At 71.5% G+C, this 24,020-nt stretch carries 18 protein-coding genes; 14 read left to right on the top strand and 4 right to left on the bottom strand.

Translation table 11 applies throughout. The features are described from left to right. Positions 1-19: 19 nt before the first annotated feature. From ACFYST_RS11420 to ACFYST_RS11385, 8 genes are all read left to right on the top strand, one after another. Positions 20-1,291: a histidine kinase gene (locus tag ACFYST_RS11420; protein ID WP_387861476.1), complete on the top strand. Its 1,272-nt coding sequence runs from the start codon at positions 20-22 to the stop codon at positions 1,289-1,291. Next, entirely contained in the window at positions 1,279-1,926 is a 648-nt protein-coding gene (locus tag ACFYST_RS11415) for a response regulator (RefSeq protein ID WP_387643169.1), read from the top strand. The genes ACFYST_RS11420 and ACFYST_RS11415 overlap by 13 nt, the downstream gene beginning before the upstream one ends. Then, positions 1,923-2,816, top strand: a complete 894-nt coding sequence (locus ACFYST_RS11410; RefSeq protein WP_387861475.1) for a DUF4097 family beta strand repeat-containing protein — start codon at positions 1,923-1,925, stop codon at positions 2,814-2,816. Before ACFYST_RS11415 ends, ACFYST_RS11410 begins: the two co-directional genes overlap by 4 nt. Positions 2,817-3,148: 332 nt before the next feature. Beyond that, on the top strand, positions 3,149-4,255 hold the full coding sequence (dusB, locus tag ACFYST_RS11405) for a tRNA dihydrouridine synthase DusB (protein WP_387643841.1): 1,107 nt from the start codon (positions 3,149-3,151) through the stop codon (positions 4,253-4,255). Between the two features lie 371 nt (positions 4,256-4,626). Then, the gene (gene ppdK / locus ACFYST_RS11400) at positions 4,627-7,530 is read left to right on the top strand and encodes a pyruvate, phosphate dikinase (RefSeq protein WP_387643844.1); all 2,904 of its coding nucleotides are present in this window, start codon (positions 4,627-4,629) and stop codon (positions 7,528-7,530) included. Positions 7,531-7,786: 256 nt separating this feature from the next. Then, the gene (locus ACFYST_RS11395; RefSeq protein ID WP_387861474.1) at positions 7,787-8,302 is read left to right on the top strand and encodes a ribonuclease; all 516 of its coding nucleotides are present in this window, start codon (positions 7,787-7,789) and stop codon (positions 8,300-8,302) included. A gap of 58 nt (positions 8,303-8,360) precedes the next feature. After that, complete coding sequence (locus ACFYST_RS11390; RefSeq protein WP_387861472.1) at positions 8,361-8,930, top strand: hypothetical protein; 570 nt, start codon at positions 8,361-8,363, stop codon at positions 8,928-8,930. After that, positions 8,927-9,259, top strand: a complete 333-nt coding sequence (locus ACFYST_RS11385; RefSeq protein ID WP_387861470.1) for a transcriptional regulator — start codon at positions 8,927-8,929, stop codon at positions 9,257-9,259. Before ACFYST_RS11390 ends, ACFYST_RS11385 begins: the two co-directional genes overlap by 4 nt. Before the next feature lie 222 nt (positions 9,260-9,481). Here ACFYST_RS11385 and ACFYST_RS11380 read toward each other — a convergent pair whose 3' ends face one another. Further along, on the bottom strand, positions 9,482-10,237 hold the full coding sequence (locus tag ACFYST_RS11380) for a GNAT family N-acetyltransferase (RefSeq protein ID WP_387643174.1): 756 nt from the start codon (positions 10,235-10,237) through the stop codon (positions 9,482-9,484). A 651-nt stretch (positions 10,238-10,888) separates the two neighbouring features. Here ACFYST_RS11380 and ACFYST_RS11375 point away from each other — a divergent pair. The 3 genes from ACFYST_RS11375 (at position 10,889) to ACFYST_RS11365 (ending at position 15,676) form a co-directional block, all read left to right on the top strand. Beyond that, a complete protein-coding gene (locus tag ACFYST_RS11375; RefSeq protein WP_387861469.1) occupies positions 10,889-11,830 on the top strand; it encodes a PAC2 family protein in 942 nt (313 codons plus the stop codon). Then, positions 11,831-12,772, top strand: coding sequence for an SGNH/GDSL hydrolase family protein (locus tag ACFYST_RS11370; RefSeq protein ID WP_387861468.1), 942 nt, complete (start codon positions 11,831-11,833; stop codon positions 12,770-12,772). Positions 12,773-13,003: 231 nt separating this feature from the next. Further along, positions 13,004-15,676 carry a hypothetical protein gene (locus ACFYST_RS11365; RefSeq protein WP_387861466.1) on the top strand — a complete coding sequence of 891 codons (2,673 nt, stop codon included), beginning with the start codon at positions 13,004-13,006 and terminating at the stop codon, positions 15,674-15,676. A 51-nt stretch (positions 15,677-15,727) separates the two neighbouring features. On the opposite strand, the gene ACFYST_RS11360 is transcribed toward ACFYST_RS11365, so the two are convergent. Then, on the bottom strand, positions 15,728-17,212 hold the full coding sequence (locus ACFYST_RS11360) for an MFS transporter (protein ID WP_387643178.1): 1,485 nt from the start codon (positions 17,210-17,212) through the stop codon (positions 15,728-15,730). Next, positions 17,209-17,832: a helix-turn-helix domain-containing protein gene (locus tag ACFYST_RS11355; protein WP_387643179.1), complete on the bottom strand. Its 624-nt coding sequence runs from the start codon at positions 17,830-17,832 to the stop codon at positions 17,209-17,211. The genes ACFYST_RS11360 and ACFYST_RS11355 overlap by 4 nt, the downstream gene beginning before the upstream one ends. 137 nt (positions 17,833-17,969) lie before the next feature. On the opposite strand from ACFYST_RS11355, the gene ACFYST_RS11350 reads away from it, so the two are divergent. The 3 genes from ACFYST_RS11350 (at position 17,970) to ACFYST_RS11340 (ending at position 22,557) form a co-directional block, all read left to right on the top strand. Continuing rightward, positions 17,970-19,244, top strand: a complete 1,275-nt coding sequence (locus ACFYST_RS11350; protein ID WP_387643180.1) for a deoxyguanosinetriphosphate triphosphohydrolase — start codon at positions 17,970-17,972, stop codon at positions 19,242-19,244. Between the two features lie 66 nt (positions 19,245-19,310). Continuing rightward, positions 19,311-21,221, top strand: coding sequence for a DNA primase (gene dnaG / locus ACFYST_RS11345; protein WP_387643181.1), 1,911 nt, complete (start codon positions 19,311-19,313; stop codon positions 21,219-21,221). Positions 21,222-21,399: 178 nt separating this feature from the next. After that, the gene (locus ACFYST_RS11340; RefSeq protein WP_387861464.1) at positions 21,400-22,557 is read left to right on the top strand and encodes a sigma-70 family RNA polymerase sigma factor; all 1,158 of its coding nucleotides are present in this window, start codon (positions 21,400-21,402) and stop codon (positions 22,555-22,557) included. A 19-nt stretch (positions 22,558-22,576) separates the two neighbouring features. Here the strand turns inward: ACFYST_RS11340 and ACFYST_RS11335 are convergent, their stop codons facing one another. Beyond that, a complete protein-coding gene (locus ACFYST_RS11335) occupies positions 22,577-23,986 on the bottom strand; it encodes a glutamate decarboxylase (protein ID WP_387861463.1) in 1,410 nt (469 codons plus the stop codon). Positions 23,987-24,020: the final 34 nt, after the last annotated feature.

Raw genomic sequence — 24,020 nt, 5'->3', positions numbered from 1 at the left:
CGGCCCTACGCTGTGCCGCATGTTCCAGTCGAAGATCCAGTCGCGCCCCGTCCGGGCGGCCGGCCCCGCAGCGGCCCGCCGCGCAGCGCTCCGTGCTGCGCTGGCGCATGCGCCGTGGTCCGCGGGCACTCGACGGGATTCGCTGTTCCTGGCAGCCGGCCTCCCGCTCGGCTTGCCCTGCATCATCGTGCTCAGCATTCCGGGCAAGTCGCTGATGGTCTGGCTGCTCTTGCTGGTGGTCCTGTTCGACCTGCTGACCACTGTCCAGCGCAGCCGGGTCCGCAGCCTGCGCGGCCTGGAGATCCCGAGCCGACTGGCGTCGGACGCAGCCTGGCTGCCCCGTCTCCGAGCCGGGCTGACGTGGCGTCAGGCCGTGTACCACCTCGTCATCGCCCCGATCCAGACCTTCTGCGCCGCCCTGGTCCTCAGTCTCTGGGGCACCGCCCTGGTGTTGTTCACCTTCTTCGGCTGGGTCTGGCTGCTTCCGATGGACAACCCCCTGCGTTCCGGCTTCGGTTGGACGGTAGACGGCACGGTGGCCACCCTCGGCGGCCTGCTCCTGCTGTTCCTCACCCCATGGCTGGTCGCCCTGCTCGCCGCGCTCGACCTCTGGACGGTCCGCGCCCTGCTCGGCCCCAATCGCGCGGAGGTGCTGGAGCGCCGCGTCGAGCACCTCACCCAGAGCCGGGTGGACGTGGTGGACGCCGCCGACGCCGAACGTCGCCGGATCGAACGGGACTTGCACGACGGCGCACAGCAGCGCCTGGTCTCGCTCGCGATGAACCTCGGCCTCGCCCGGCGCACCCTGAAGAACATTCCGCCCGAGGCGATGGAGGTCATCGTCACCGCGCACGAGGAGGCCCAGGCCGCCATCAAGGAACTCCACGACCTGGTCCGAGGCCTGCACCCCGCCGTGCTGGAGGACCGCGGGCTCGACGCGGCGCTCTCCGGCATCGCCGCGCGCAGTCCCGTCCCCGTGCACCTCGCGGTCGACCTGCCGGGCCGGATAGCCCCCACCGTGGAGGCGGTCGCGTACTTCACGGTCTCCGAGGCGCTGGCCAACGCTGCCAAGCACGCCAAGGCATCCCGGGTCGATCTCGCCCTGCGTCGGGTCTCCGACCGGCTACTCATCACCATCACCGACGACGGCATCGGCGGAGCGGACGCCACCCGCGGAAGCGGGCTCACCGGCCTGCGCAAACGGGCCGCGTCCGTGGACGGATCACTTGCCATCACCAGCCCCCGCGGGGGCCCCACCACTATCACCATGGAGCTGCCATGCGAGCTGTGATCGCCGAGGACTCCGTCCTGCTGCGGATCGGCATTGTCAAGGTCCTGGAGAGCGAAGGCTACGAGGTGGCCGCCGCTGTGGAGGACGCCGAGGCGCTGCTCGCCGCCGTGGAGGAGCACCGTCCCCAGATCGTCGTCGCGGACGTCCGGATGCCACCCGGCTTCACCGACGAGGGAGTCCGCGCCGCCCTGATGATCCGCCAGCAGTGGCCGGGCACCGCGGTCGTGCTGCTCTCCCAGTTCGTCGAGGAGCGCTACGCAGCCGATCTGCTGGCCAAGAACACCAGCGGTGTCGGCTATCTGCTCAAGCAGCGGGTCGCCAACGTCGACGAATTCGTGGAGGCGCTCCAGCGAGTCGCCGAGGGCGGCACCGCCCTAGACCCCGAAGTGGTCGCGCAACTGCTGCTGCGCCGTGACAAGGATCCGCTGCACCGGTTGACGCCCCGCGAGCGGGACGTGCTGGCGCTGATGGCCGAAGGACGCTCCAACACCGCGATCGCCGAATCCCTGGTGGTCAGCGACAGCGCGGTCTCCAAGCACATCAACTCGATCCTCACCAAGCTCGACCTTCCACCCGCCGAGGACACCCACCGGCGCGTACTTGCGGTACTTCGCTTCCTGGAGGTCAGCCAATGACACGACGATCGACCAAAGGGGCGGAGCCGGAGCTGCGGCCCGCCGGCAAGGGCCGGTTCGCCCGATGGCTGCCGAAACCCGGCCCGGACGTCCCGGCCGGCGAGTTGCGCACGGGAGAGCGCCGCATCTGGCGGGTCATCGGAGTGCTGGCACTCGCCTGCGCAATGGTGGGCGGAGCGGCAACCACCGGCGCTTCCCTGGTCCAGCGCGACAGCGTCCGTGAGAAGACGTTCTTCGAGGCGATCGACCGGCTCGACATCAACTCCGGTCCGGCCATGGTCACCGTGCGGGCCGGTGGCACCGATCGGGTGATCGTCACCGAGCGCGTTGGCTGGGCCGTGCGCATGCCCGTTGTGAGCAAGCAGGTCGAAGCGGACACACTGTCGATATCCGTCGACTGCCCGGAAGCGAGCGTGCTGTTCGGCTGCGCCGTCGCCCTGGAGATACAGGTCCCGCCAGCGACCGCGATCAAGTCCCGCAGCGGTTCCGGCTGGACGGAGATCCTCGACATGTCCGGGGCCACCTCGGCGGAGACCGGTTCCGGGCAGATCGAGCTGAGCCGGGTCAGCGGCGCCATCTGGGCCAAGGCCGGCTCCGGTCAGATCGTCGGCACCGGGCTGACGTCCGCGGAGGCCAGAGTGGTCTCCTCCTCGGGCCAGATCACCCTTCAGTACGACCGGCCGCCGACGTTGGTGACGGCCCGATTGGCCTCCGGCAATTTCGTGCTGAAAGTCCCCGACGACGGCAGTCAGTACCGGATCGACCTCAGCGCCGCAGCTGCCGGCCTGGTGATGGATCCGTCCCTGCAGAACTCAGCCTCCTCGCGGGTGCTGGACATCCTCACTGCCTCCGGCGACGTCAACATCAATCGGACCGGCAGCCACCACTGACCGAGCGCCGCGCCGCCGCGCATCCGGCCGGCCCGCGCGGCAGTCGCTCCCGACCGCCGGCCCGCGCCGCAGTCGCTCCCGACCGCCAGCGCGCGACCGCTGGCGCGACCGCCCGGCGCCCGACCAGCGCCCGACCAGCGTCCGACCGGGGCTGTCCCGCAGCGCGGGGCGGCCTGCCCGGTCGGTGGGGGAGAATGGAGAATCCGGAACTCCCGCCGTTGGGGCCCTACCCGTTTGAGGATCTGCCGCGCATGACCATCACGCCCGACTTCGCCCAGGCAACCCCGGCAGCGCCCGAAGCGCCCGAGTTCGCCCCGCTGAACATCGGGCCGATGCAGGTGTGGCCGCCGGTGGTGCTGGCCCCGATGGCCGGTATCACCAATGCCCCGTTCCGCACCCTGTGCCGGGAGCAGAGCGGCGGCCGCGGCCTGTACGTCTCCGAGATGATCACGACCCGGGCCTTGGTCGAGCGCAATGCCAAGACCATGCAGTTGATCAAGTTCGACGCAAGTGAGAAGCCTCGTTCGATCCAGCTGTACGGCGTGGACCCGGAGACCGTCGGCAAGGCGGCGCGGATGATCTCCGAGGAGGGCCTTGCCGATCACATCGACCTCAACTTCGGCTGCCCCGTCCCCAAGGTGACCCGCAAGGGCGGCGGCTCCGCGCTGCCGTACAAGCGCAACTTGCTGCGAGACATCCTGCGGCAGGCGGTCGGGAACGCGGGCGACCTCCCGGTCACCATGAAGATGCGCAAGGGCATCAACGACGACCACCTCACCTATCTCGACGCCGGCCGGATCGGTGCCGAGGAGGGCGTGGCCGCGATCGCCCTGCACGGTCGTACCGCCGCCCAGCACTACGGCGGCACCGCCGACTGGTCGGCCATCGCCCGGCTGCGTGAGTCCGTCCCGACCGAGATCCCGGTGCTCGGCAACGGCGACATCTGGTCCGCGGACGACGCGGTCCGGATGATGCGCGAGACCGGCTGTGACGGCGTGGTGGTCGGCCGTGGCTGCCTCGGCCGGCCGTGGCTGTTCAAGGACCTGGTGTCGATCTTCGAGGGCGACGTCGACTACGCCCGCCCCACCTTCGCCTACGTGGCCCGCGCCATGGTCCGGCACGCCCAACTGCTGGGGGAGTGGCTCGGGGACGAGGCCCGCGGCGTCATTGACTTCCGCAAGCACGTCGCCTGGTACACCAAGGGTTTCTCGGTCGGCTCCGAGCTGCGGGTGAAGCTCGCCAATTCCAGCTCGCTCACCGAACTCGCCGAAACCCTCGCGCTGGTCGACCAGGAACAGAGCTGGCCGATCGGCGCCGACGGTCCGCGCGGCCGAACCAGCGGCAACAACCGGGTGGTCCTGCCCGAAGGCTGGTTGGACGATCCGTATGAGTGTGCCCGACTCGGCGAAGATGCCGAATCGGACACCTCTGGCGGATGATCTGTACGATTCGGCAGAGATGACCTCCACTGGCAGCTGGCCGAACTGGACCAGGCTAGTTATCCAAAATGGACAGCAGGGCTCCTCAAAGGCGAAATTCCGCCACTCGGAGTAACTGACCACTCAACAGAAAGCGACGCGCGACGTAGAGTTCCCGGGCTCGACAGTTGAGATGCGCTCGTGACGCTGGCCACATATCGTGGCGGATGACGGCCAGTCAGTGGACTTCGCCAAGGTGTACAAGTCCGGATCGCTTCCCGAACGGGCTCCGGGGCGGATGGCTGCGGCTGGTTGCAGGAAATCAAGCCGGGGAAACGCGGCGGGGTCAATGCCGTCACTGTGTGTCCGGTTCGCATGAGCTTCGCGTGGCGATGCCTTCACTTCTTGAAGGCTCGCTAGCGTCACCCGGACGATTTCAGCAACGCAGGCAAACGCCCATTCAGGCATTCGATCTGCTGGTCAATGACCCACCTCGCAGCTCGTACGACCTATTCGCTCCCCTAAACAGCCTTCGAAATGGGTATGTTCTCCGGCGTCAGGGCAACCGTGTGCGAGGAGAACGACCCGTGGCGGCGCAGCAGAAGTTTGTTTACTCCTTCACCGAAGGAAACAAGGACCTCAAGGATCTTCTCGGCGGGAAGGGTGCGAACCTCGCCGAGATGACCAACCTGGGCCTCCCCGTCCCTCCGGGGTTCACCATCACCACCGACGCCTGCAAGGTGTTCCTCGAGACCGGCTCCGAGCCGGCCTCGCTGAACGAGGAGATCACCGGCCACCTGGTCGCCCTCGAGGCCCGTATGGGCAAGCAGCTCGGCCAGGCGGACAACCCGCTGCTGGTCTCGGTGCGGTCCGGTGCCAAGTTCTCCATGCCCGGCATGATGGACACCGTCCTGAACATCGGCCTCTCCGACGCCTCGGTGACCGGGCTCGTCGCCCAGTCCGGCAACGAGCGCTTCGCCTGGGACTCCTACCGTCGCCTGGTCCAGATGTTCGGCAAGACCGTGCTGGGCGTCGATGGCGAGCTGTTCGAAGAGGCGCTGGACGAGGCCAAGCACGCCAAGGGCACCGTCAACGACCTTGACCTCACCGCCGAGGACCTCAAGATCCTGGTCGAGACCTTCAAGGCGATCGTGCTCCGGGAGACCGGCCGCGAGTTCCCGCAGGAGCCGCGCGAGCAGCTGGACCTGGCGATCCACGCGGTCTTCCACTCCTGGAACGGCGACCGGGCCCGCCTGTACCGTCGCCAGGAGCGCATCCCGAACGACCTGGGCACCGCCGTCAATGTCTGCACCATGGTCTTCGGCAACCTCGGCGAGGACTCGGGCACCGGTGTCGCCTTCACCCGCGACCCCTCCACCGGTACCCAGGGTGTCTACGGCGACTACCTGCAGAACGCCCAGGGCGAGGACGTGGTGGCGGGCATCCGCAACACCCTCCAGCTGGCCGACCTCGAACAGCTCGACAAGAAGTCGTACGACGAGCTGATGTCCATCATGCAGACCCTGGAGAACCACTACCGGGACCTGTGCGACATCGAGTTCACCATCGAGCGCGGCAAGCTCTGGATGCTGCAGACCCGCGTCGGCAAGCGCACCGCCGCCGCCGCATTCCGAATCGCCGTCCAGCTGGTCGACCAGGGCCTGATCGACCTGGACGAGGCGCTTCACCGGGTCACCGGCGGCCAGCTCGCCCAGCTGATGTTCCCGCGCTTCGCCCCCACCTCCGAGACCCGGCCGGTCGCCTACGGCATCGCGGCCTCGCCCGGCGCCGCGGTCGGCAAGGTGGTCTTCGACTCCTACACCGCTGTGAAGTGGTCGCGCTCCGGCGAGAAGGTCATCCTGGTCCGCCGTGAGACCAACCCGGACGACCTCGAAGGCATGATCGCCGCCGAGGGCATCCTCACCTCGCGCGGTGGCAAGACCTCGCACGCGGCCGTGGTCGCCCGCGGCATGGGCAAGACCTGTGTCTGCGGCGCCGAGGAGCTGGAGGTCGACACCAAGAACCGCAAGTTCACCACCGCCGACGGCCAGGTCGTCCAGGAGGGTGACCTGGTGTCCATCGACGGTGCCAACGGCAAGGTGTACCTGGGCGAGGTCCCGGTGCTGCCGTCCCCGGTGGTCGAGTACTTCGAGGGCACCCTGCACGCCGGCGCCGACGTCCAGGGCGGGCTGGTCCAGGCCGTGCACCGGCTGATGTCGCACGCCGACGGCCGCCGCCGCCTCGCGGTCCGCGCCAACGCCGACAACGCCGAGGACGCGAACCGCGCCCGCCGGTACGGCGCCCAGGGCATCGGCCTGTGCCGCACCGAGCACATGTTCCTCGGGGAGGAGCGCCGCAAGGAGGTCGAGCACCTGATCCTGGCGGACAACGACAAGGACCGCGAGGCCGCGCTGTCCAGCCTGCTGCCGCTGCAGAAGGGCGACTTCCTGGAGCTCTTCCAGTCGATGGACGGGCTTCCGGTCACGGTCCGCCTGCTCGACCCGCCGCTGCACGAGTTCCTGCCCGACTTCACCGAACTGTCGGTGCGCGTCGCCCTCGCCGAGGCCCGCAAGGACCCGAACGAGAACGACCTGCGCCTGCTCCAGGCCGTCCACCGCCTGCACGAGGCCAACCCGATGCTGGGCCTGCGCGGCGTCCGCCTCGGCCTGGTCATTCCCGGCCTGTTCGGGATGCAGGTCCGGGCGATCGCCGAGGCCGCGGCCGAGCGCAAGCTGGCCGGCGGCGACCCGCGTCCCGAGGTGATGATCCCGCTGGTCGGCACCGTCCAGGAGCTGGAGCTGGTCCGCGACGAGTGTGAGCGAGTGCTCGCCGAGGTCGCCGCCTCCACCGGTGTCAACCTCGACATCAAGCTCGGCACCATGATCGAGTTGCCGCGCGCCGCCGTGACGGCCGGGCAGATCGCCGAGGCCGCCGACTTCTTCTCCTTCGGCACCAACGACCTGACCCAGACCGTGTGGGGCTTCTCCCGCGACGACGTCGAGGCCTCGTTCTTCACCGCCTACCTGGAGAAGGGCATCTTCGGCGTCAGCCCGTTCGAGACCATCGACCGCGACGGCGTCGGCTCGCTGGTTCGGAGCGCCGCGCAGGCCGGCCGGGCCACCCGCCCCGACCTCAAGCTCGGCGTCTGCGGCGAGCACGGCGGCGACCCCGACTCGGTCCACTTCTTCCACGAGGTGGGGCTGGACTACGTATCCTGCTCCCCCTTCCGGATTCCGGTGGCGCGCCTGGAGGCAGGCCGCGCCGCCATCGAGACGGCGGGAAGCGACTCGCGCTGACACGAAGCAGCGCGGATCACTGACCGCACCCCTCCGTAAGAAGAGGGGCGTACGGCGGAGCTCGGCGCAGGAGAGCCGCCGTACGGAGCAGCCGGGGCGGGAACGGACAATGGCGTCCGCTCCCGCCCCGGCGACGTTTACCCGGTCCGACCTCGCGGTGCTCCGGCGCCCCTCGGCCCACCGCTGTCGGCGCGACCCTCGCCCGGTACGCGCTGGTTGCGCCGTCCGGGTGAGTCGGTACGGCAAGCTAGACGTCATGACCAGCCGCAATCGCCTGATCAGCCTCGCCGTCCTGATCGTCGCGGGCCTTATCGCCGCAGTGACCGCCCTGCTGAACGGCGGGGGCGACACCGGCAGCCCGAGCGCCGACAAGTCCCCTTCCGCGCCCGCCGCCACGGCTGCCCGGAACGGCACCACGAGCGCCCCCAAGCCGTCCGCCCCGGCAAAGTCGCCCGCCGACCAGCTCACCTGGGTGCCCACCAACACCGCGCTGGCCGACGTCTGCCGCAGCAAACTGCCCTCGCAGGCCCTCGACACCCTCGGGCTGATCGCCAAGGGCGGCCCCTACCCGTACCGCTCGGACGGCATCGTCTTCGAGAACCGGGAGAGCCGCCTGCCGCGCCAGAACAACGGCTACTACCACGAGTTCACCGTGGTCACCCCGGGCTCGGACGACCGCGGAACCCGGCGGGTGGTGACCGGAAACGCCGGTGAGCAGTACTGGACCGCCGACCACTACGCCTCCTTCCAGGAGATCGACTCGCGCTGCTGACAACACTGCCGGCGACACGCCGGTAAATTACTTTCTATCGTGGAAAGTATGTGCCAGGGTGGCAGTACTTGATCCGGCAGAAGGCTGGATCGATGTCGCGTTGCCCGGGGGTTCGATGGCCGAGGAGAAGCAGTTCACGTACGAAGAGGCCGAAGGGTTGCCGCCCGGAGACACTCTGACCCCCGCCGAGGCACTCGCCCTCGCCGGGCGGGCCGAGGCCGCCGCGCGGCGGCCACAGCCGCTGCCCTGGTGGTACGGGCCAGGTGTGGGCCTCTCGTTCGCTGCCTACGGGGCGGCGATCGGGAAGTCCTTCGGGCAGCAGGCGCAGTGGCTGATACTGCTGTGCCCGCTCGGGCTGGTACTGGTGCAGGCCGCGATAGTGCGGGCAGCCGTCCGCGCCCGCGGCGTTGCCGGGCTCGTCGAACGCGGGCTCCCGCCGCACGCCCTGCGGGCGTTCGGCGCGGTCGTCCTGGCGGCGGTGCTGTCCGGCCTCGTCGCCTGGCTGGCCACCGGAGATCCGGGCTGGGCCAGTGCGGCCGCCGGTGTCGGTGGCGGACTGGCGATGTGGGCCGGCATCGCCCTGATCAACCGTCACGTAAAGGAGCAGAGCATGAGCAGCGCGCAGTGAACGGGCTTGACCCAGCCCTCCATCAACCGACCAGGCTCACCGTCCTGGCCTTCCTCAGTGGATGCCAGGAAGCGGAGTTCTCCGTGGTCCGCGACTACTGCCAGGTCTCGGACTCGGTGCTCAGCAAAACCGCGGCGAGCCTGGAATCGACCGGCTACCTGCGGGCCCGCAAGGGCTACGTGGGCAAGCGGCCGCGTACCTGGCTCTCCGCGACCCGGCAGGGCCGGGCCACGCTGGCCGCCCACCTTGCCGCACTCCAGCAGTTGGCCGCCGCCGCCGAGGCGGCCGGCTCGGAGTCCGACACCGGGGGCGGTTCGAGCGAGGGCTGAGTCGGAGGGGCGGGTCGGACCTGGCGCAGTATCAGAAGGATCACACCCAGGAGCGGAGGTGGAGCCAACGCACGTGAGGCCCACGCTCCTTGACAACTCGACAGAGTGTCGCAGCCCCACTACGGCAGAAAGCCGTCCGGGGAGGGCGTTCGGGGGCCGACCCCGCCGTACGCCCGCCCCGGACGGGCCGGCTCCCGCCGGAACGGGAGCCGGAAGGCCGGCTCAGGCGGCCGGGAGCAGCGAACTGCCGATCACAGGCTCGCCGACCAGGGAGCCGCCGTGTCTAAGGCACTCCTGGTTGAGCGGCGCCGGATCCGGTGCGCTGGGCGAGGTCGCGGCGGCGATCCGCAGCTCGATGATGTCGCGGACGGCCGGCCACTCCTCGTCCAGGATCGAGTAGAACGCGGTCGACCTGACTACGCCGTCCAGGCCGCGCGAGTGCGCCCGGCGGACTCCCTCGGAGGTGGCACCCAGCCGCTCGATGGCAATCCGGGAACGGGCGTTGCGGGCGTCGGCCCGCAGCGAGATCCGCTGCACGCCCCAGACCTCGAAGGCGTGCCGCAGCATCAGCAGCTTCGCCTCCGTGTTGATGCCGGTGCCCTGCGCCCGCGGGGACAGCCAGGTGTTCCCGATCTCCGCGGCGTCCGGCACGGCTTCCAGCGGATCGCCGTACGGGATCCCGGGCACGGGCGGCCAGACCAGCGGCCCCTGCCAGTAGTCCAGTTCCAGGAATCGGGTCGAGCCCACGACGCGATTGTCGGCCGTACTCACGGTGGCGTACGGCATTGACCGGCCCGCCGCCTGGTCGGCGAGGGCACGCGCGATGTACTCCCGGGCGGCTTCAAGGCCGTGCGGGACAGGGGTGAAGGCGTAGGTCGTACGGTCCTCGGCGCCGGCCTCGGCAAGGGCCGCGGCGTGGTGCTCGGCGAGGGGCTCCAGCCGCACGGTGCGGCCGTAGAGGGTGACGGGTACGGGCACGGATCCTTCGGTCCTTCGGCTCGTCGGGGTCCCGCGTGCCGGGTTCGCGGCGCGTGGGCAGTGGTCGTTCGCCCCGGCCCCGGACAAGCGGCCGCCCGGGTGCGCTACGCCAGAGGCTCGGGCGTGCGGCGGGTCGGCAGCCCGGAGGCGGGCAGCGCGGTGCCGGTACGGACACGGGTCGACGGACCGATCCGGCGGGATGAGCGACGGGACAGTGTGCGTCCGCGAGATGGCCGAGGGAGAAACGAGATCACGAAGCGAAGCAGGCGGCCAGGTGAAGGCAAGGTGCGCAATGGATGGCTGGCATCACAACGGACCGGGGCGTGGCCCACGACGTGACAGACGGCGTGGCGCGACGACGCGACGATGCGAGGCAGCGAGAGGACGATACCCGCCAGAAGGCGGTGCGTCACTTCGCGGCGCGCCAACGAGGACGCGCGGGTCCTTTCGGCACGCCGAGACGCTCCGTCATATTAGCGCTCGGCCCGCTCGCCACGTCCACCACCAGCGGCTTTGCCGGGAGGTGAGAGGATTCCCGAGACGGAGTGAAGACTCGCGCGCGGACGGGAATTCCGGCGAGCCGTCGCACGCTGGACAGATCAGATCCGAAAACATTCCGAGACGACGAGACGGAACGGGGTTGGGTGCGCTGTGCGTGATCCCAAGGAGCTGTACGAGCTGGAACCGCAGGGCGTGACCGCCCTGGCGGCGGCCCGCGCCGCCGCGGAGGCCGGTGCCGGCCTGGTGCTGCTGTACCACTTCGAGGGCTTCATGGACGCCGGCGAGGCCGGAGGCCAGGTGGTGGCGCACCTGCTGGAGCACGGTTCCCCGCAGGTGGTCGCCAGGTTCGACCACGACCGGCTGGTCGATTACCGGGCCCGCCGTCCCGCGATGACCTTCGACCAGGAGAGCTGGACGGCCTACGACCCGCCGGAAATCCTCCTCCAATTGGTGCGTGACTCCGTTGGCGCGCCGTTCCTGGTGCTCACCGGCCCCGAGCCGGACACCGAGTGGGAGCTGTTCGCCGCCGCCGTACGGGATTTGGTGGAGCGGTTCGAGATCCGTCTGGCCGTCTCCTTCCACGGCATCCCGATGGGTGTGCCGCACACCCGGCCGGTCAGCCTCACCCCGCACGGCAACCGCGTCGACCTGGCGGCGGGGCACCCCAAGTGGTTCGACCAGGCGCAGGTCCCCGGCAGCGCTCAGGCGCTGGTCGAGTACCGGCTCGCCGAGTCCGGCCACGACGTGCTGGGCTTCGCCGCGCACGTCCCCCACTACATCGCCCGCTCCGCGTACCCGGCTGCCGCAGTGGTGATCCTGGAGGCCGTGCAGTCCGCGACCGGCCTGGTCATGCCTGGCAGTGAACTGCGCGCGCGGGTCAACGAGGTCTACGCCGAGATCGAGGACCAACTCTCCCAGGGCGACGGCGAGCTGCGCTCCGCGATCCAGGGCATGGAGAGCCAGTACGACGCGGTCTCCGGCGCCGCCGATCGCGAGAGCCTGCTGGCCGAGACCACCGACCTGCCCTCGGCCGACGAGCTCGGCCGACGCTTCGAGGAGTTCCTCGCCGAGCACGAGCGCGGCGCGGAGTAGGTGCGCCGCCGCCTGCTGGCCGCCACCACGGCGGTGCTGATCAGCACCGCAGCGTGCAGTGCCGCCGAGACTTCCCCGAAGCCCGGCCCCGACCGGGCAGCGTCCCCCAGCCCCTCCGCGACGCCCATCACCGGGCCGTACGTGGCACTCGGGGACAGCTATACCTCCGGCCTGCGGATTCCGCCGCAGAGCGGCTCACCGCTGGGCTGTGGCAGGTCCGGCGTCAACTACCCCTCCCTGGTGGCCCGGCAGCTCGGCCTGCAGGACTTCACCGACGTCAGCTGCAGCGGCGCACGGACCGGAGACCTGACGGCCGCGCAGAAGACCGACAACGGGGTCAACCCGCCCCAGCTGGACGCCATTGGCCAGGCGACCCGCCTGGTCACACTCGGCGTGGGCGGGAACGACGCCGGATTCCTCGACGTCCTGGGCCGCTGCGCGCTGGAGAACGTCCGCCACAGCCTGATCGGCGGTGGCAGCGACGCGCCCTGCCGCAGTTACTACACCACCGGTGGTGGGCGCGGTGAGGTCCAGCGGAAGGTGCAGGACACCGGCGAGCGGCTCACGACCGCCCTCGGCGAGGTCAAGCGGCGGGCGCCGCAGGCCAAGGTCCTGCTGATCGGCTACCCGGCGCTGCTGCCGCAGGACCCGGCCCGGTGCTCCAAGACCCTGGGGGACGGCATCGCGGCAGCCGACATCGGATTCGTCACCGAGCAGGAGCAGCAGCTGAATGCCATGCTCCGCCAACGGGCCGAAGCAGCTGGGGTGACCTTCGTCGACACCTATGCTTCGTCCACCGGCCATGACATGTGCGAGGCGGAAGGCACTCGCTGGATCGAACCCCTCGGTGCGGCGGGTGGTCTGGCCCCGATCCATCCGAACGCCCAGGGCCAGCAGGGCATGGCCGACGCCGTCCTGACGGCTCTGCGGGAGCGGCACTGACCCGGTCGCCCGGCGGTCCGACCGGGCGCGCGTTTCTTGCGCGCGCCCACACTCACCGAGTCGTGGGGCGGTCCGCGGGCCCCATAGCAGGTCACGGGCCTGGATGAGGGCAGGATCGCCGATCCCGCAGGTGATTCCCGGAGAACTCGGTACGACGGGGTGCCGGAATGCGTACCCTGCACGCAGAGGGACGGATTCGAAGATCCGCCCCGAGTCCGGCCGGGAGCTGGCATGGCAGTTGACGTGCGGATGAGGGGACGTGCCGCCCACTCCGCGGTGCTGCGCGAACTGCTCCTGCTCTGGGAGGCGGCCCGCCGGTCCGGAGGCCGGACGATCACTCAGAAAAGCCTGGCCCGGCTGGGCGGGATCGGCCCGTCCACTCTCAACGGGTGGCTGTCCGGGCGCTCCGTGCCCCGCGAGATCGACCGGCTGGCCATCGTGGCAGGGGAGTTGGCCCGTGCCGCCGGCCGCCCGGTGCGACGGGCCCGCTACTGGGCCGCCCTGAGAGACGCCGACCGGGCCCGCCACGGCACTGGCGCGACGAGGCCGGGCCGATCCGGGCGGAAGTCGGCACCGGACACCCGGTTGGCTGCCGAGACCCCGACCGACGGCGACGCCCAGCCCACCGGACGTCGTCGCACCCGCGACGGAGCCGAACCGGCCGGCCCTCGGCTGGTGCACCGTTACCGATCGGGGCCGCCCGCCGCCAGGGCGCTGGTCGATGCCGCACTGGACACACTGCGCCTCGGCCACCGTTCCACCCTGCCTGCCGCCCTGCTGACGGCCGCCGCCCCGCACTACCTGACGGAGTGCGAGCGGGGCGCCCTCGGAGCAGGTTGGGCCGCCGAAGCATGGGCGTACCTGCGCGTCGATGGCCTGGAGACGGGCGGCGCGCTGGTGACGGCCGGCCGGATATCGGGCGGTCCGGCGTTGACCGGAGAAAGCGACGAAGACGCCGAGGTACGCCTGGTCGAGGCGCTGGTGCGGGAGTTGCGGCCGGAACGGGAGAGCCGCGCCGTGCCGCCCGGCCTCTGGGAGTGCCTGACGCGGCATGCCCACCCCGCCGACCAGCCCGTCCTCGCCCGCGCCGCAGCGCTGCGCGGGCACGCACAGGCAGCACTCGGCCTCTTCGCCTCGGCCGCAGCAGCGGGCCACCACACCGCGCTGCTGGAGGCCGCCGCCCTGCTCGCCGATTCCGGCCGGACGGCGGAGGCCGTCGACCGGTGCGGCGCGGCAGCCGAAGTCGGCGTGCCGGGGGCACTGGTGACAGCAGCCGAACTGCTGGAACGCGACGGGCAGCACGAACGGGCCGTCGGCTGGTACGAACGGGCCGCCCGGGCCGGGGACACCGAAGCACTCTGCCGGAGTGCCGAGCTCCTCGGCCGCACCGGCGAGATCGACGCGGCACTGGAGCGGTTCGACACCGCCGCCGGAGCCGGCCATCCGGCCGCCCACTACCGGGCCGGGCGGCTACTCCTCGGGCTCGACCGCACGGACAAGGCCCTGGGCCGGTTCGCGCGGGCGGCGGCCGACGGACATCCCGAGGCACCCGCCGCCTGCGCCAGGATCTGCGCGGCGGCCGGGAGAACGGACCAGGCAATCGTCTGGTGGGAACGCGCGTGGGAACAGGGGGTCACCACGGTGCATGAGGCAGCAGACGTGTGGGAGACGGTGGGCCGGATCAACGAGGCCGCCGCCTGGTACGAACGGGCCGCGGCCACCGGCGACGAGACGGCCTGGTACGAGGCCGCGGCGCTGTTCGCCAGAGACGGCCAGTACGGCAATCTGCCCTGGTACGCGCACATCGGCGACCACCACGCCCTGCGCGAGCGCGGCGAGCAGTGCGAACGGGACGGTGACCTGGCCGGGGCGCTGAGCTGGTACCGCAGGTCGGCCGAGGCCGGTGGCGAGGCGGCGCTGTTCCAGGCGGCCGACATGCTGGAACGGAACGGCGACCGCGACCGGGCGGTGCACTGGTACACGCTCGCCGCCAACCGGGGCGACACCTACGCGATACGTGAACTCGGCCGGCTGCTGGGCGAACTCGGTCGGTCGAGGGAGTCCGTCACCTGGCACCGCGCCGCCGCCAGGGTCGGCGGGCGTCGCGTACTGCCGGAGGCGGTCCGCGTGGTGGAGCAGCTCGACCGGCGGTCGGCCACGGTCTCCGACCGGCCCCGCTCCCGTCCCCATCCGCTCCCCGGACCGGCCGTAGCAGCCGCACCGGCCGCACCCGCCGAAGACGCCGAGGCCACCGCCGCGTTCTTGCTCGATGCGGTGGAACTGCTGAAGGCCGGCGGCCGGTACTTCGAAGCGAACCTGCTGCTGAGCTCGGCGGACCGGCCCGGTCAGGCCAGTCTGCGCGAGGCGTCCCGGATGCTGTCCGGCTCGGTGAGTACGGACGCGGCCATCGAGTGGGTGCAGCGGTTCGCCGACTCCGGAGACCGGCAGGCGGTGTCGGAAGCGGCCGAGATGCTGGAGGACCGGGGCCGGATCGACGAGGCGCTCGACTGGTACGCGAAGGCCGCCGAGGTCGGCGAGCGGGACGCCCTGCTGGCGGCCGCCCGCATGCTGGCCGATCGACGACAGACCGAGCGCGCCCTGGACTGGTACCGGCGGGCCGCGGAGGCGGGTGTGCCGTTGGCGCACGACGAGGCGGTGCTGCTGCGTCAGCAGGCAGACGGGGCCGAAGCGGAAGCCGTCCGGCGCCGCACCGGCCGAAAACTGCAGGCCCTGCCTGGCACGCCTGGAGCGACGGTGGTGCCCGTCCAGCGGGTGCAGGTTCCGGCGGAGACCGGCAGCCCCCGTCCCGAAGCCGTGCCGGTCGTACCCCCTGTACCCGCGCCGGCCACCCGCCGGGCACGTATCCCCCGCCAGTCGGCGGCCTCCGGTCGGGCCAGGAACTGACCGGCCGGAGGTGGCCGGTCAGTCAGGTCGTTGCGGGGCGGTGAGGGGAAGTCAGCCTGCGCAGACGAGAGTTGCGGGCTGGCCGGCGGTGTCCAGCGGCCGGCGTTCGGTGGGCAGCTCGCGGACGCGGCGCATCGGGGAACACCAGAGGATCAGCGCAGCCAGCGGTACTCCGATGGTCATCAGCCACATCGCGGGGCGCACGCCCAGTTCGGTGCCGAGGAAGCCGGCCAGCACGGCGCCGAGCGGGATGGAGCCGAAGTTGAGCACCGCGCTGCTCGCGGAGAGCCGACCGAGCAGTTCCGGCGGGCAGTAGCGCTGCTGGAAGGTCGACTTGATGACGTTACCGGCGACCACGCCGGCGGAGGCGCCGAAGCCGCCGATCAGGTACCAGGCCAGCCCGAGGCCGCGGCCGGTGAGCGGGATGAGGACGGTCAGGGCAGGCAGGAAGAGTTCGAGCATCAGCATGGCGCGGGAGGTGCCGAGCCGGGCGGCGATCCGGCGGGCGAAGGCCGCGCCGGCGATGCCGCCGGTGGAGGCCAGGCCGACCAGTAGACCGACGGTGCCCTCCGCGATCCCGACCTCGCGGATCAGGAAGACGACCAGCAGGGACTGGTAGCCGGTCAGCACCAGGTTGGAGGCGGCGCCGAACAGGGTGAAGGTGCGGAACCAGACGTCGGAGCCGAGCAGCCGCAGGCCTTCGCCGATCTCCTTGCGCAGCGCCCGGCGGGGCCGGTCGGCGCGGCTGGTCTCGCGGTGGCCGATCCGGGCGGTGCACCAGAGCGAGAGCAGGAACGTCGCGGTGTTGGCGAGCAGGCCGTTGACCGGTCCGGCGAGCTGGGCGATCAGGCCGCCGCTGCCGAGTCCGACGATGCCTGCGGCGGAGGCGCTGCCGTGCAGTTTGGCGTTGCCTTCGGGCTGGTCCGCGGGGTCGAGCAGCTGTGGCAGGTACGCGGTGTACGCGGTCTGGAAGAACACCCCGGCGGCCCCGGCGAGCAGGGCCACGGCCAGCAGGTGCCACAGGGTGAGGGTCCCGGCGAGGGCGGCCAGTGGGACGGTGGCGTACAGGACCAGCGAGATCGCGGTCGCGGTGAGCATGATCGGTCGGGCGCGCAGCCGGTCCACCCACACCCCGGCGGGCAGGCCGATCAGCAGCCAGGGCAGCCAGCCCGCCGCGCCGAGCAGGCCGACCTGGAAGGTGCTCGCGTGCAGGGTGCTGACCGCGATCAGCGGCAGGGCCAGGCCGGTGACGGCGGAGCCGTACTTGTTGGCGGTCTCGCCGACCCACAGCAGCCGGAAGTCGCGGTGGCGCCGCAGCAGCCCGGCGCGGCGGCGGGCGGTCGGGTCGGCGACCACGTAGCCCGGCCGACGGGACCCGGCGGTGACGGGCTCCGCGACCGGCTCCGCGACGGGCTTCGCGGCGTGTTCCGTGACCGCCTTCGCAGCTGGCCCGACGACTGGCCCGGCGGCCGGCCCGACGACTGGCCCGGCGACCGGCTCGGCGGGGTGGGACTCGGTGGAGGCGGTCGAGGTCATGGCCGGTCGGGTTCCTTTCGGGGCAGTACCTGGATCTGGACGATGGCCGGTCGCGCGTCGGGGTCGGGGGCGGCGTCCGGGTCGGGGGTGTGGCGGGCGACGACGGCGGCCAGTTCGTCGCCGAGGGCGCGGAGTTGAGCGGGCGTCAGGACCAAGTTGCTCCAGTCGCTCACGAGGCCCGTGTTGCGCCAGTCGTCCCCCCACTCGGCGGCCAGCGAGTCCGCGACCCGCTGGTACTGACGGCGCAGGTTCTCCGCCTGGTAGACGGAGACCGCCGCCTTGGCGCCGGGGTCCTGCTCGAAGTCGGCGGCGGCCAGCGTGATCGCACCGCGAACGGCGCGCCACCAGCGTTCCCGCTTGGTGCCGCGGCCGGCCTCCTCCTCGATGAACCCGTGCTCGGCGAGGTGCCGCAGGTGCCAGCTGATGGTGCCGGTGGACTCGCCGGTGCGCTCGGCGAGCCGCGCGGAGGTCGAGGGTCCGTGCAGGCGGAGCTCGTCCAGCAGTTGCATCCGCAGCGGATGGGCCAGCCCGCGCAGGCTGTTGGCGTCGAGTCGGCGTCGCGGGGGCTCGCCCTTCGGTGCGGGGGTGACGGGGTGTTCTTCGGGGCGGTGCTCGTTCATGACGGCAACACTAGAGTGCAGAGACTTCTCTGCATAGATCTCTTTGCAGAGAAGTCTCTGCAATTTGCCGCGGCGGCGCCGGGTGTTCGCGCGGCGCAGGTCCGAATGTCCGTCATCCGGCGTACCGTGACTGACATATGAAGACCACCACTCCGTACGACCCGCAGTCCGAAGCCCGCTGGGTGCCCGAGCCCGACAAGCGGCCCGGCCGCACCGCCTTCCAGCGTGACCGCGCCCGGGTGCTGCACTCGGCTGCGCTGCGCCGCCTGGCGGGGACGACCCAGGTGGTCGCGCCGATGCGCAGTGATTTCCCGCGCACCCGGCTCACCCACTCGCTGGAGTGCGCGCAGGTCGGCCGGGAGCTGGGCGCGGCGCTCGGCTGCGATCCGGATCTGGTGGAGACCGCCTGCCTGGCCCACGACATCGGCCACCCGCCGTTCGGCCACACCGGCGAGGAGGCGCTCGACCAGGCCGCCGCGGCCTGCGGAGGCTTCGAGGGCAATGCCCAGTCGCTGCGCATCCTGACCAGGCTGGAACCCAAACGCTTCGCCCCGCTCGACGAGCCCGAGGTCCGGCTCTCCCCGTGGCCCGGCCGCAGCGTCGGCCTCAACCTGACCCGGGCCGCGCTGGACGCCGCCACCAAGTACCCGTGGGCACGCGGCGGCCACCCCACCGACCCCGCCTCCACCAAGTACGGCGTGTACGGCGACGACCTTCCGGTCTTCCGCTGGATGCGCACCGGCGCGCCGGACGGCCGCCGGTGCTTCGAGGCCACCGTGATGGACTGGTCCGACGACGTCGCGTACTCCACCCACGATGTGGAGGACGGCTTCCAGGCCGGCCACATCGACCCGGAGGCGCTGCGTGCCCCGCAGGAGCGGGCCGAGCTGTTCAAGATCGCCGAGCGGTTCGCCGCCGAGACCGGGCCGGAGGAGTTCGGCACGGCCCTCGACCGCCTGCAGTCCGAGGAGTGGTGGCCCACTTCCTACGACGGCACCGCCCGTGCCCGGGCCGGCCTCAAGGACCTCACCAGCCAGCTGATCGGCCGGTTCTGCCTGGCCGCCGAGCAGGCCACCCGGGCCCGCTACGGCCCGGGCCGGCTCACCCGGTACGCCGCCGAGCTGGTCGTCCCGCGCGACGTCCGGCTGGAGTGCGCGGTGCTCAAGGCCGTCGCCGTCCGGTACGTGATGCAGCGCGACGAGCAGGCCCAGCTGCGCTCCCGCCAGCGCGTGGTGATCGCCGAACTCGCCGACGCCCTGCTGCGCACCGCCCCGGACGGGCTGGACCCGGTGTTCGCCGCCCAGTACGCGGAGGCCGAGGACGACCGCGCCGCGCTGCGCACCGTGATCGACCAGATCGCCACCCTGACCGACGCCTCCGCCCTGGCCCTGCACGCCAAGCTGACCGGCTGAGCCCGGAGCCGGTGCGACCGCTTCGTGCGACCGCTGGAACGAACGCCGCTCCCGTAGACTTTCCCAGTGGCCGGGAGGATCAGGGACGAGGATGTGCAGGCGGTGCGTGCCGCCCTGCCGATCGACGCCGTGGTCGGCGACTACGTGCAGTTGGCCAATGGTGGCGGCGCCCAGCTGAAGGGCGTGTGCCCGTTCCACGACGAGAAGTCCGCGTCGTTCTACGTGCACCCGGGCAAGGGCGTCTTCCACTGCTTCGGCTGCGGTGAGTCCGGCGACACGATCACCTTCCTGATGAAGATCGAGCACTGCTCGTTCGCGGAGGCGGTCGAGCGGATGGCCGCCCAGGCGGGCGTCACCCTGCGCTACGAGGAGGGCGGCTACAGCCCCCGGCACCAGCAGGGCGAGCGGACCAGGCTGATCGAGGCGCACAAGGTCGCCGCCGCCTGGTTCCAGGAGCAGCTGGCCACTCCCGAGGCGGAGATCGGCCGTCGTTTCCTCGCCGAGCGCGGCTTCGACGAGGCCGCTGCCAAGCACTTCGGGGTGGGTTACGCCCCGGTCGGCTGGGAGCACCTGGTGCGTTTCCTGCGCGGCCGCGGCTTCACCGACAAGGAGATCTCGGTCGGGGGTCTGGCCTCGCAGGGCCAGCGCGGCGGCCTGATCGACCGCTTCCGGGGCCGCCTGGTCTGGCCGATCCGGGACAGCTCGGGCGACGTGGTCGGTTTCGGTGCGCGACGGCTGCGCGAGGACGACAACGGCCCGAAGTACCTGAACACCCCCGAGACGCCGATCTACAAGAAGTCGAACGTCCTGTACGGCATCGACCTGGCCCGCAAGGAGATCGCCAAGTCCGGCCGGGCAGTGGTGGTCGAGGGCTACACCGACGTGATGGCCTGTCACCTGGCGGGCGTCACCACGGCGGTGGCCACCTGCGGCACCGCGTTCGGCGAAGACCACATCAAGATCATCCGTCGGCTGCTGATGGACACCTCCACCTACCGCGGTGAGACGGTCTTCACCTTCGACGGTGACGCCGCCGGGCAGAAGGCCGCCCTGCGGGCCTTCGAGGACGACCAGAAGTTCGCCGCCCGTACCTCCATCGCCATCACCCCGGGCGGCATGGACCCGTGCGATCTGCGCCTCGCCCAGGGCGACGATGCGGTCCGCACCCTGGTCGAGAACCCCGTCCCGCTGTTCGAGTTCGCGCTCCGCTCGGCGGTCGCCCGGCACCGGGTGGACACCGCAGAGGGCCGCGCCGCCGCGCTCGAAGAGGCCGCCGGCATCATCGTCAAGATCAAGGACCGCTCGATCCAGCACGAGTACGCGGTCCAGCTGGCCGGCATGGTCGGCATCCTGGACGAGCAGTTCGTGGTCCGCCGGATCTCCCAACTCGCGCGCTGGCAGAGGGAGAACCAGCAGAACGGCCAGCGCCGGCCGCTGCACCGACCCGACCCCGCAGGGCAGCAGCCGGCCCGTCCGGAGCGCCCGGCGTTCCGGCTCAACCCGCGCGACCCGGCGCAGTTCGTCGAGCGCGAGCTGCTCAAGCTCGCGCTCCAGCACCCCGATCTGGTCAGCCCGGCCTTCGACCAGTACGGCGAGGACGAGTTCCCCACCCCGCCGTACCAAGCCGTCCGCCGCGCCATCGGCCAGGTCGGCGGCACCGCGTACGGCGCGAGCCTGCCGGACTTCACCGCCGCCGTCCGCGAGGCCAGCCCGGACGACCAGGTCCGCGGCCTGGTCACCGAACTGACCGTGGAGCCGATCCGCTCCCGCCGCAAGGCCGACGAGGTGTATGCGGGGGAGTTCCTGGTCAAGCTCCGCCTGCAGGCCGTGGACCGGCGGGTCGACGAGGTGCGGGCCCACCTGCGCCGGCTGGGCGACCGGGCCACCGCCGAGGAACTGCACCCGGTGCAGAGCGAGTTGTGGGCCCTGCAGCAGTACGGCCAGCAGCTGCGCTCGCGCGGCGTCGCCGCCCTCTGACCGGCGCCCGCCCGCCCCGCCGCTCCCTCGCCCGCCCCCGCCCGCCCGGCGGCACCCGGGCGTGCGCCGGGTGCCGTTTGTCCGGATCGCGGCCTCCCACAGGTGCCCGGGCCCGCCGGGCTGGGTATCCCCTCCGGTGTGGCGCGGCACCCCCAGGCCGCGCGCGGCCCCTGGAGGGATGCCCGTGGAGCTCTCAGTCGCCCGCCCGCACCGGACCGCCCCCGCCCGGGACGCCGCGATCCCACGCCAGCCCGGCCCGGCCGGCCCGCAACTCCCCACCGGCGAGCCGCAGTCCGGCCCGACGGACCCCGAAGCCGAAGCCGGGACGGTCCCCGGATCCGAGGGGGCCCAGGAGCCCGAGACCGAGCCCACCGCCGAGGACCTCGCCGACGAGCCCCCGGAAGCCGCCCTGGACGAGGGCGCCGGCCCGGCCGCCGACCTGCTGCGGCAGTACCTGCGCGAGATCGGCCGGATCCGGCTGCTGACCGCCGCCGAGGAGGTCGAGCTGGCCTGCCAGATCGAGGCGGGCCTGTTCGCCGAGGAGGCGCTCGACCGCGCCCCGGACGGGGACGAGCGGCTCACCGACGACCTCGACCGGCTGGTCGTGCTCGGCCGGATCGCCAAGCGCCGCCTGATCGAGGCCAACCTGCGGCTGGTGGTCTCGGTCGCCAAACGCTACGTCGGCCGCGGCCTGACCCTGCTCGACCTGGTCCAGGAGGGCAACCTCGGGCTGATCCGGGCGGTCGAGAAGTTCGACTACGCGCGCGGCTACAAGTTCTCCACCTACGCGACCTGGTGGATACGCCAGGCGATGAGCCGCGCCCTGGCCGACCAGGCCCGCACCATCCGGGTGCCGGTGCACGTGGTCGAGCTGATCAACCGGGTGCTGCGGGTGCAGCGCTCCCTGCTGCAGGAGCGCGGCGTGGAACCGACCGCCGCCGAGGTAGGACTGGTGCTCCAACTGCCGCCGGAGCGGGTCCGGGAGATCCTCAAACTGGCCCAGGAGCCGGTCTCGCTGCACACCCCGGTCGGCGAGGAGGACGACGTGGCCCTCGGCGACCTGATCGAGGACGCCGACGCCGCCTCCCCGCCGGAGAGCGCCGCGTTCCTGCTGCTGCGCGAGCACCTGGAGGCGGTGCTGGCCATCCTCGGCGAACGCGAACGCCAGGTGGTCCAGCTCCGCTACGGCCTCGACGACGGCCGCCCCCGCACCCTGGAGGAGATCGGCCAGCTGTTCGGCGTGACCAGGGAACGGATCCGGCAGATCGAGGCGAAGACCCTCCGCAAGCTCCGCGAACACGCCTCCGCCGACCAGCTCCGCGGCTACCTGGACTGACCGCACCCCCGGCGGCCCGTCAGTGGTGGAACCCGCTGCGCTGCGGCATGCCCAGCTCGCTGAGCGGCGCGGGCTGGCGCTCGAGCTCGGGCAGCAGCCGCCGCAGGTCGCCGAGCAGCAGGTCCGCCAAGTCCCGGGTGAACCCGTTGCGGCACACCACGCGCAGCACCGCCAGGTCGGTCCGCCCCTCCGGGAAGGTGTACGCGGGTACCTGCCAGCCGCGTTCGCGCAGCCGCCGGGACACGTCGAACACGTCGAAGGAGGCACCCTCGGCCGTGGTGAAGGCGAACACCGGCAGCTGGTCGCCCCGGGTGATCAGCCGGAACGGACCGAGCTTCTCGATCTGCCCGGCCAGGTACTCGGCGACGTCCCGGCAGGCCTGCTGCACCGCGTGGAACCCGGCCCGCCCGAGCCGCAGGAACGTGTAGTACTGGGCGACCACCTCCGAGCCCGGCCGGGAGAAGTTCAGCGCGAAGGTCGGCATGTCGCCGCCCAGGTAGTTGACCTTGAACACCAGCTCCTCGGGCAACGCCTCCTCGTCCCGCCACAGCGCCCAGCCGACCCCGGGGTACACCAGCCCGTACTTGTGGCCCGAGGTGTTGATCGAGGCCACCCGGGGCAGCCGGAAGTCCCACTTCAGGTCCGGGTCGAGGAACGGCGCGACCATGCCGCCGGACGCGGCGTCCACGTGCACCGGAATGTCGAGCCCGGAGCGTTGCTGGAGGCCGTCCAGTGCGGCGCAGATCTCGGCGATCGGTTCGTACGAGCCGTCGAAGGTGGAGCCGAGGATGCCGACCACGCCGATGGTGTTCTCGTCGCAGTGCGCGACGGCCTGATCGGCGGTCAGGTGGAAGCGGTCGCCCTCCATCGGGACCAGCCGCGCCTCGACCTCCCAGAAGTTGCAGAACTTCTCCCAGCAGACCTGCACGTTGATGCCCATCACCAGGTTGGGCCGCGCCCCGGCCGCGTACCGGTCGGCGTTGCGCCGCATCCAGCGCCGCTTGAGCGCCATCCCGGCGAGCATGCAGGCCTCGCTGGAGCCGGTGGTGGAACAGCCCACCGCCGCCCCGGGATCGGGCGCGTGCCACAGGTCGGCGAGGATCGCCACGCAGCGCCGCTCGAGTTCCGCGGTCTGCGGGTACTCGTCCTTGTCGATCATGTTCTTGTCGCGGCACTCGCTCATCAGCCGGTCCGCGTACTCGTCCATCTGCGTGGTGACGAAGGTCGCCAGGTTGAGCTTGGCGTTGCCGTCCAGCATCAGCTCGTTGTGGATCAGCTCGTACGCGACCGAGGGCGGGATCGCCATCTTGGGCAGCTGGTGCAGCGGCGGGGCCACCTGCATCGCGCCCAGCGGGTCGGTCAGTACGTGCATCGGGCTGAACGGCAGCCGGCGGTTGTCCCCGTGGGCCTGCCCCTTGTGCAACGCCATGACGAACCGTCCCTCCAGTCGTGGAGCCTCCAAC

The organism is Kitasatospora sp. NPDC004614, assembly GCF_042873675.1.
Taxonomy (GTDB): Bacteria; Actinomycetota; Actinomycetes; order Streptomycetales; family Streptomycetaceae; genus Kitasatospora.
Note: the sequence above shows the minus strand (reverse complement) of the source record. Positions and strands in the feature narration are given on the sequence as shown.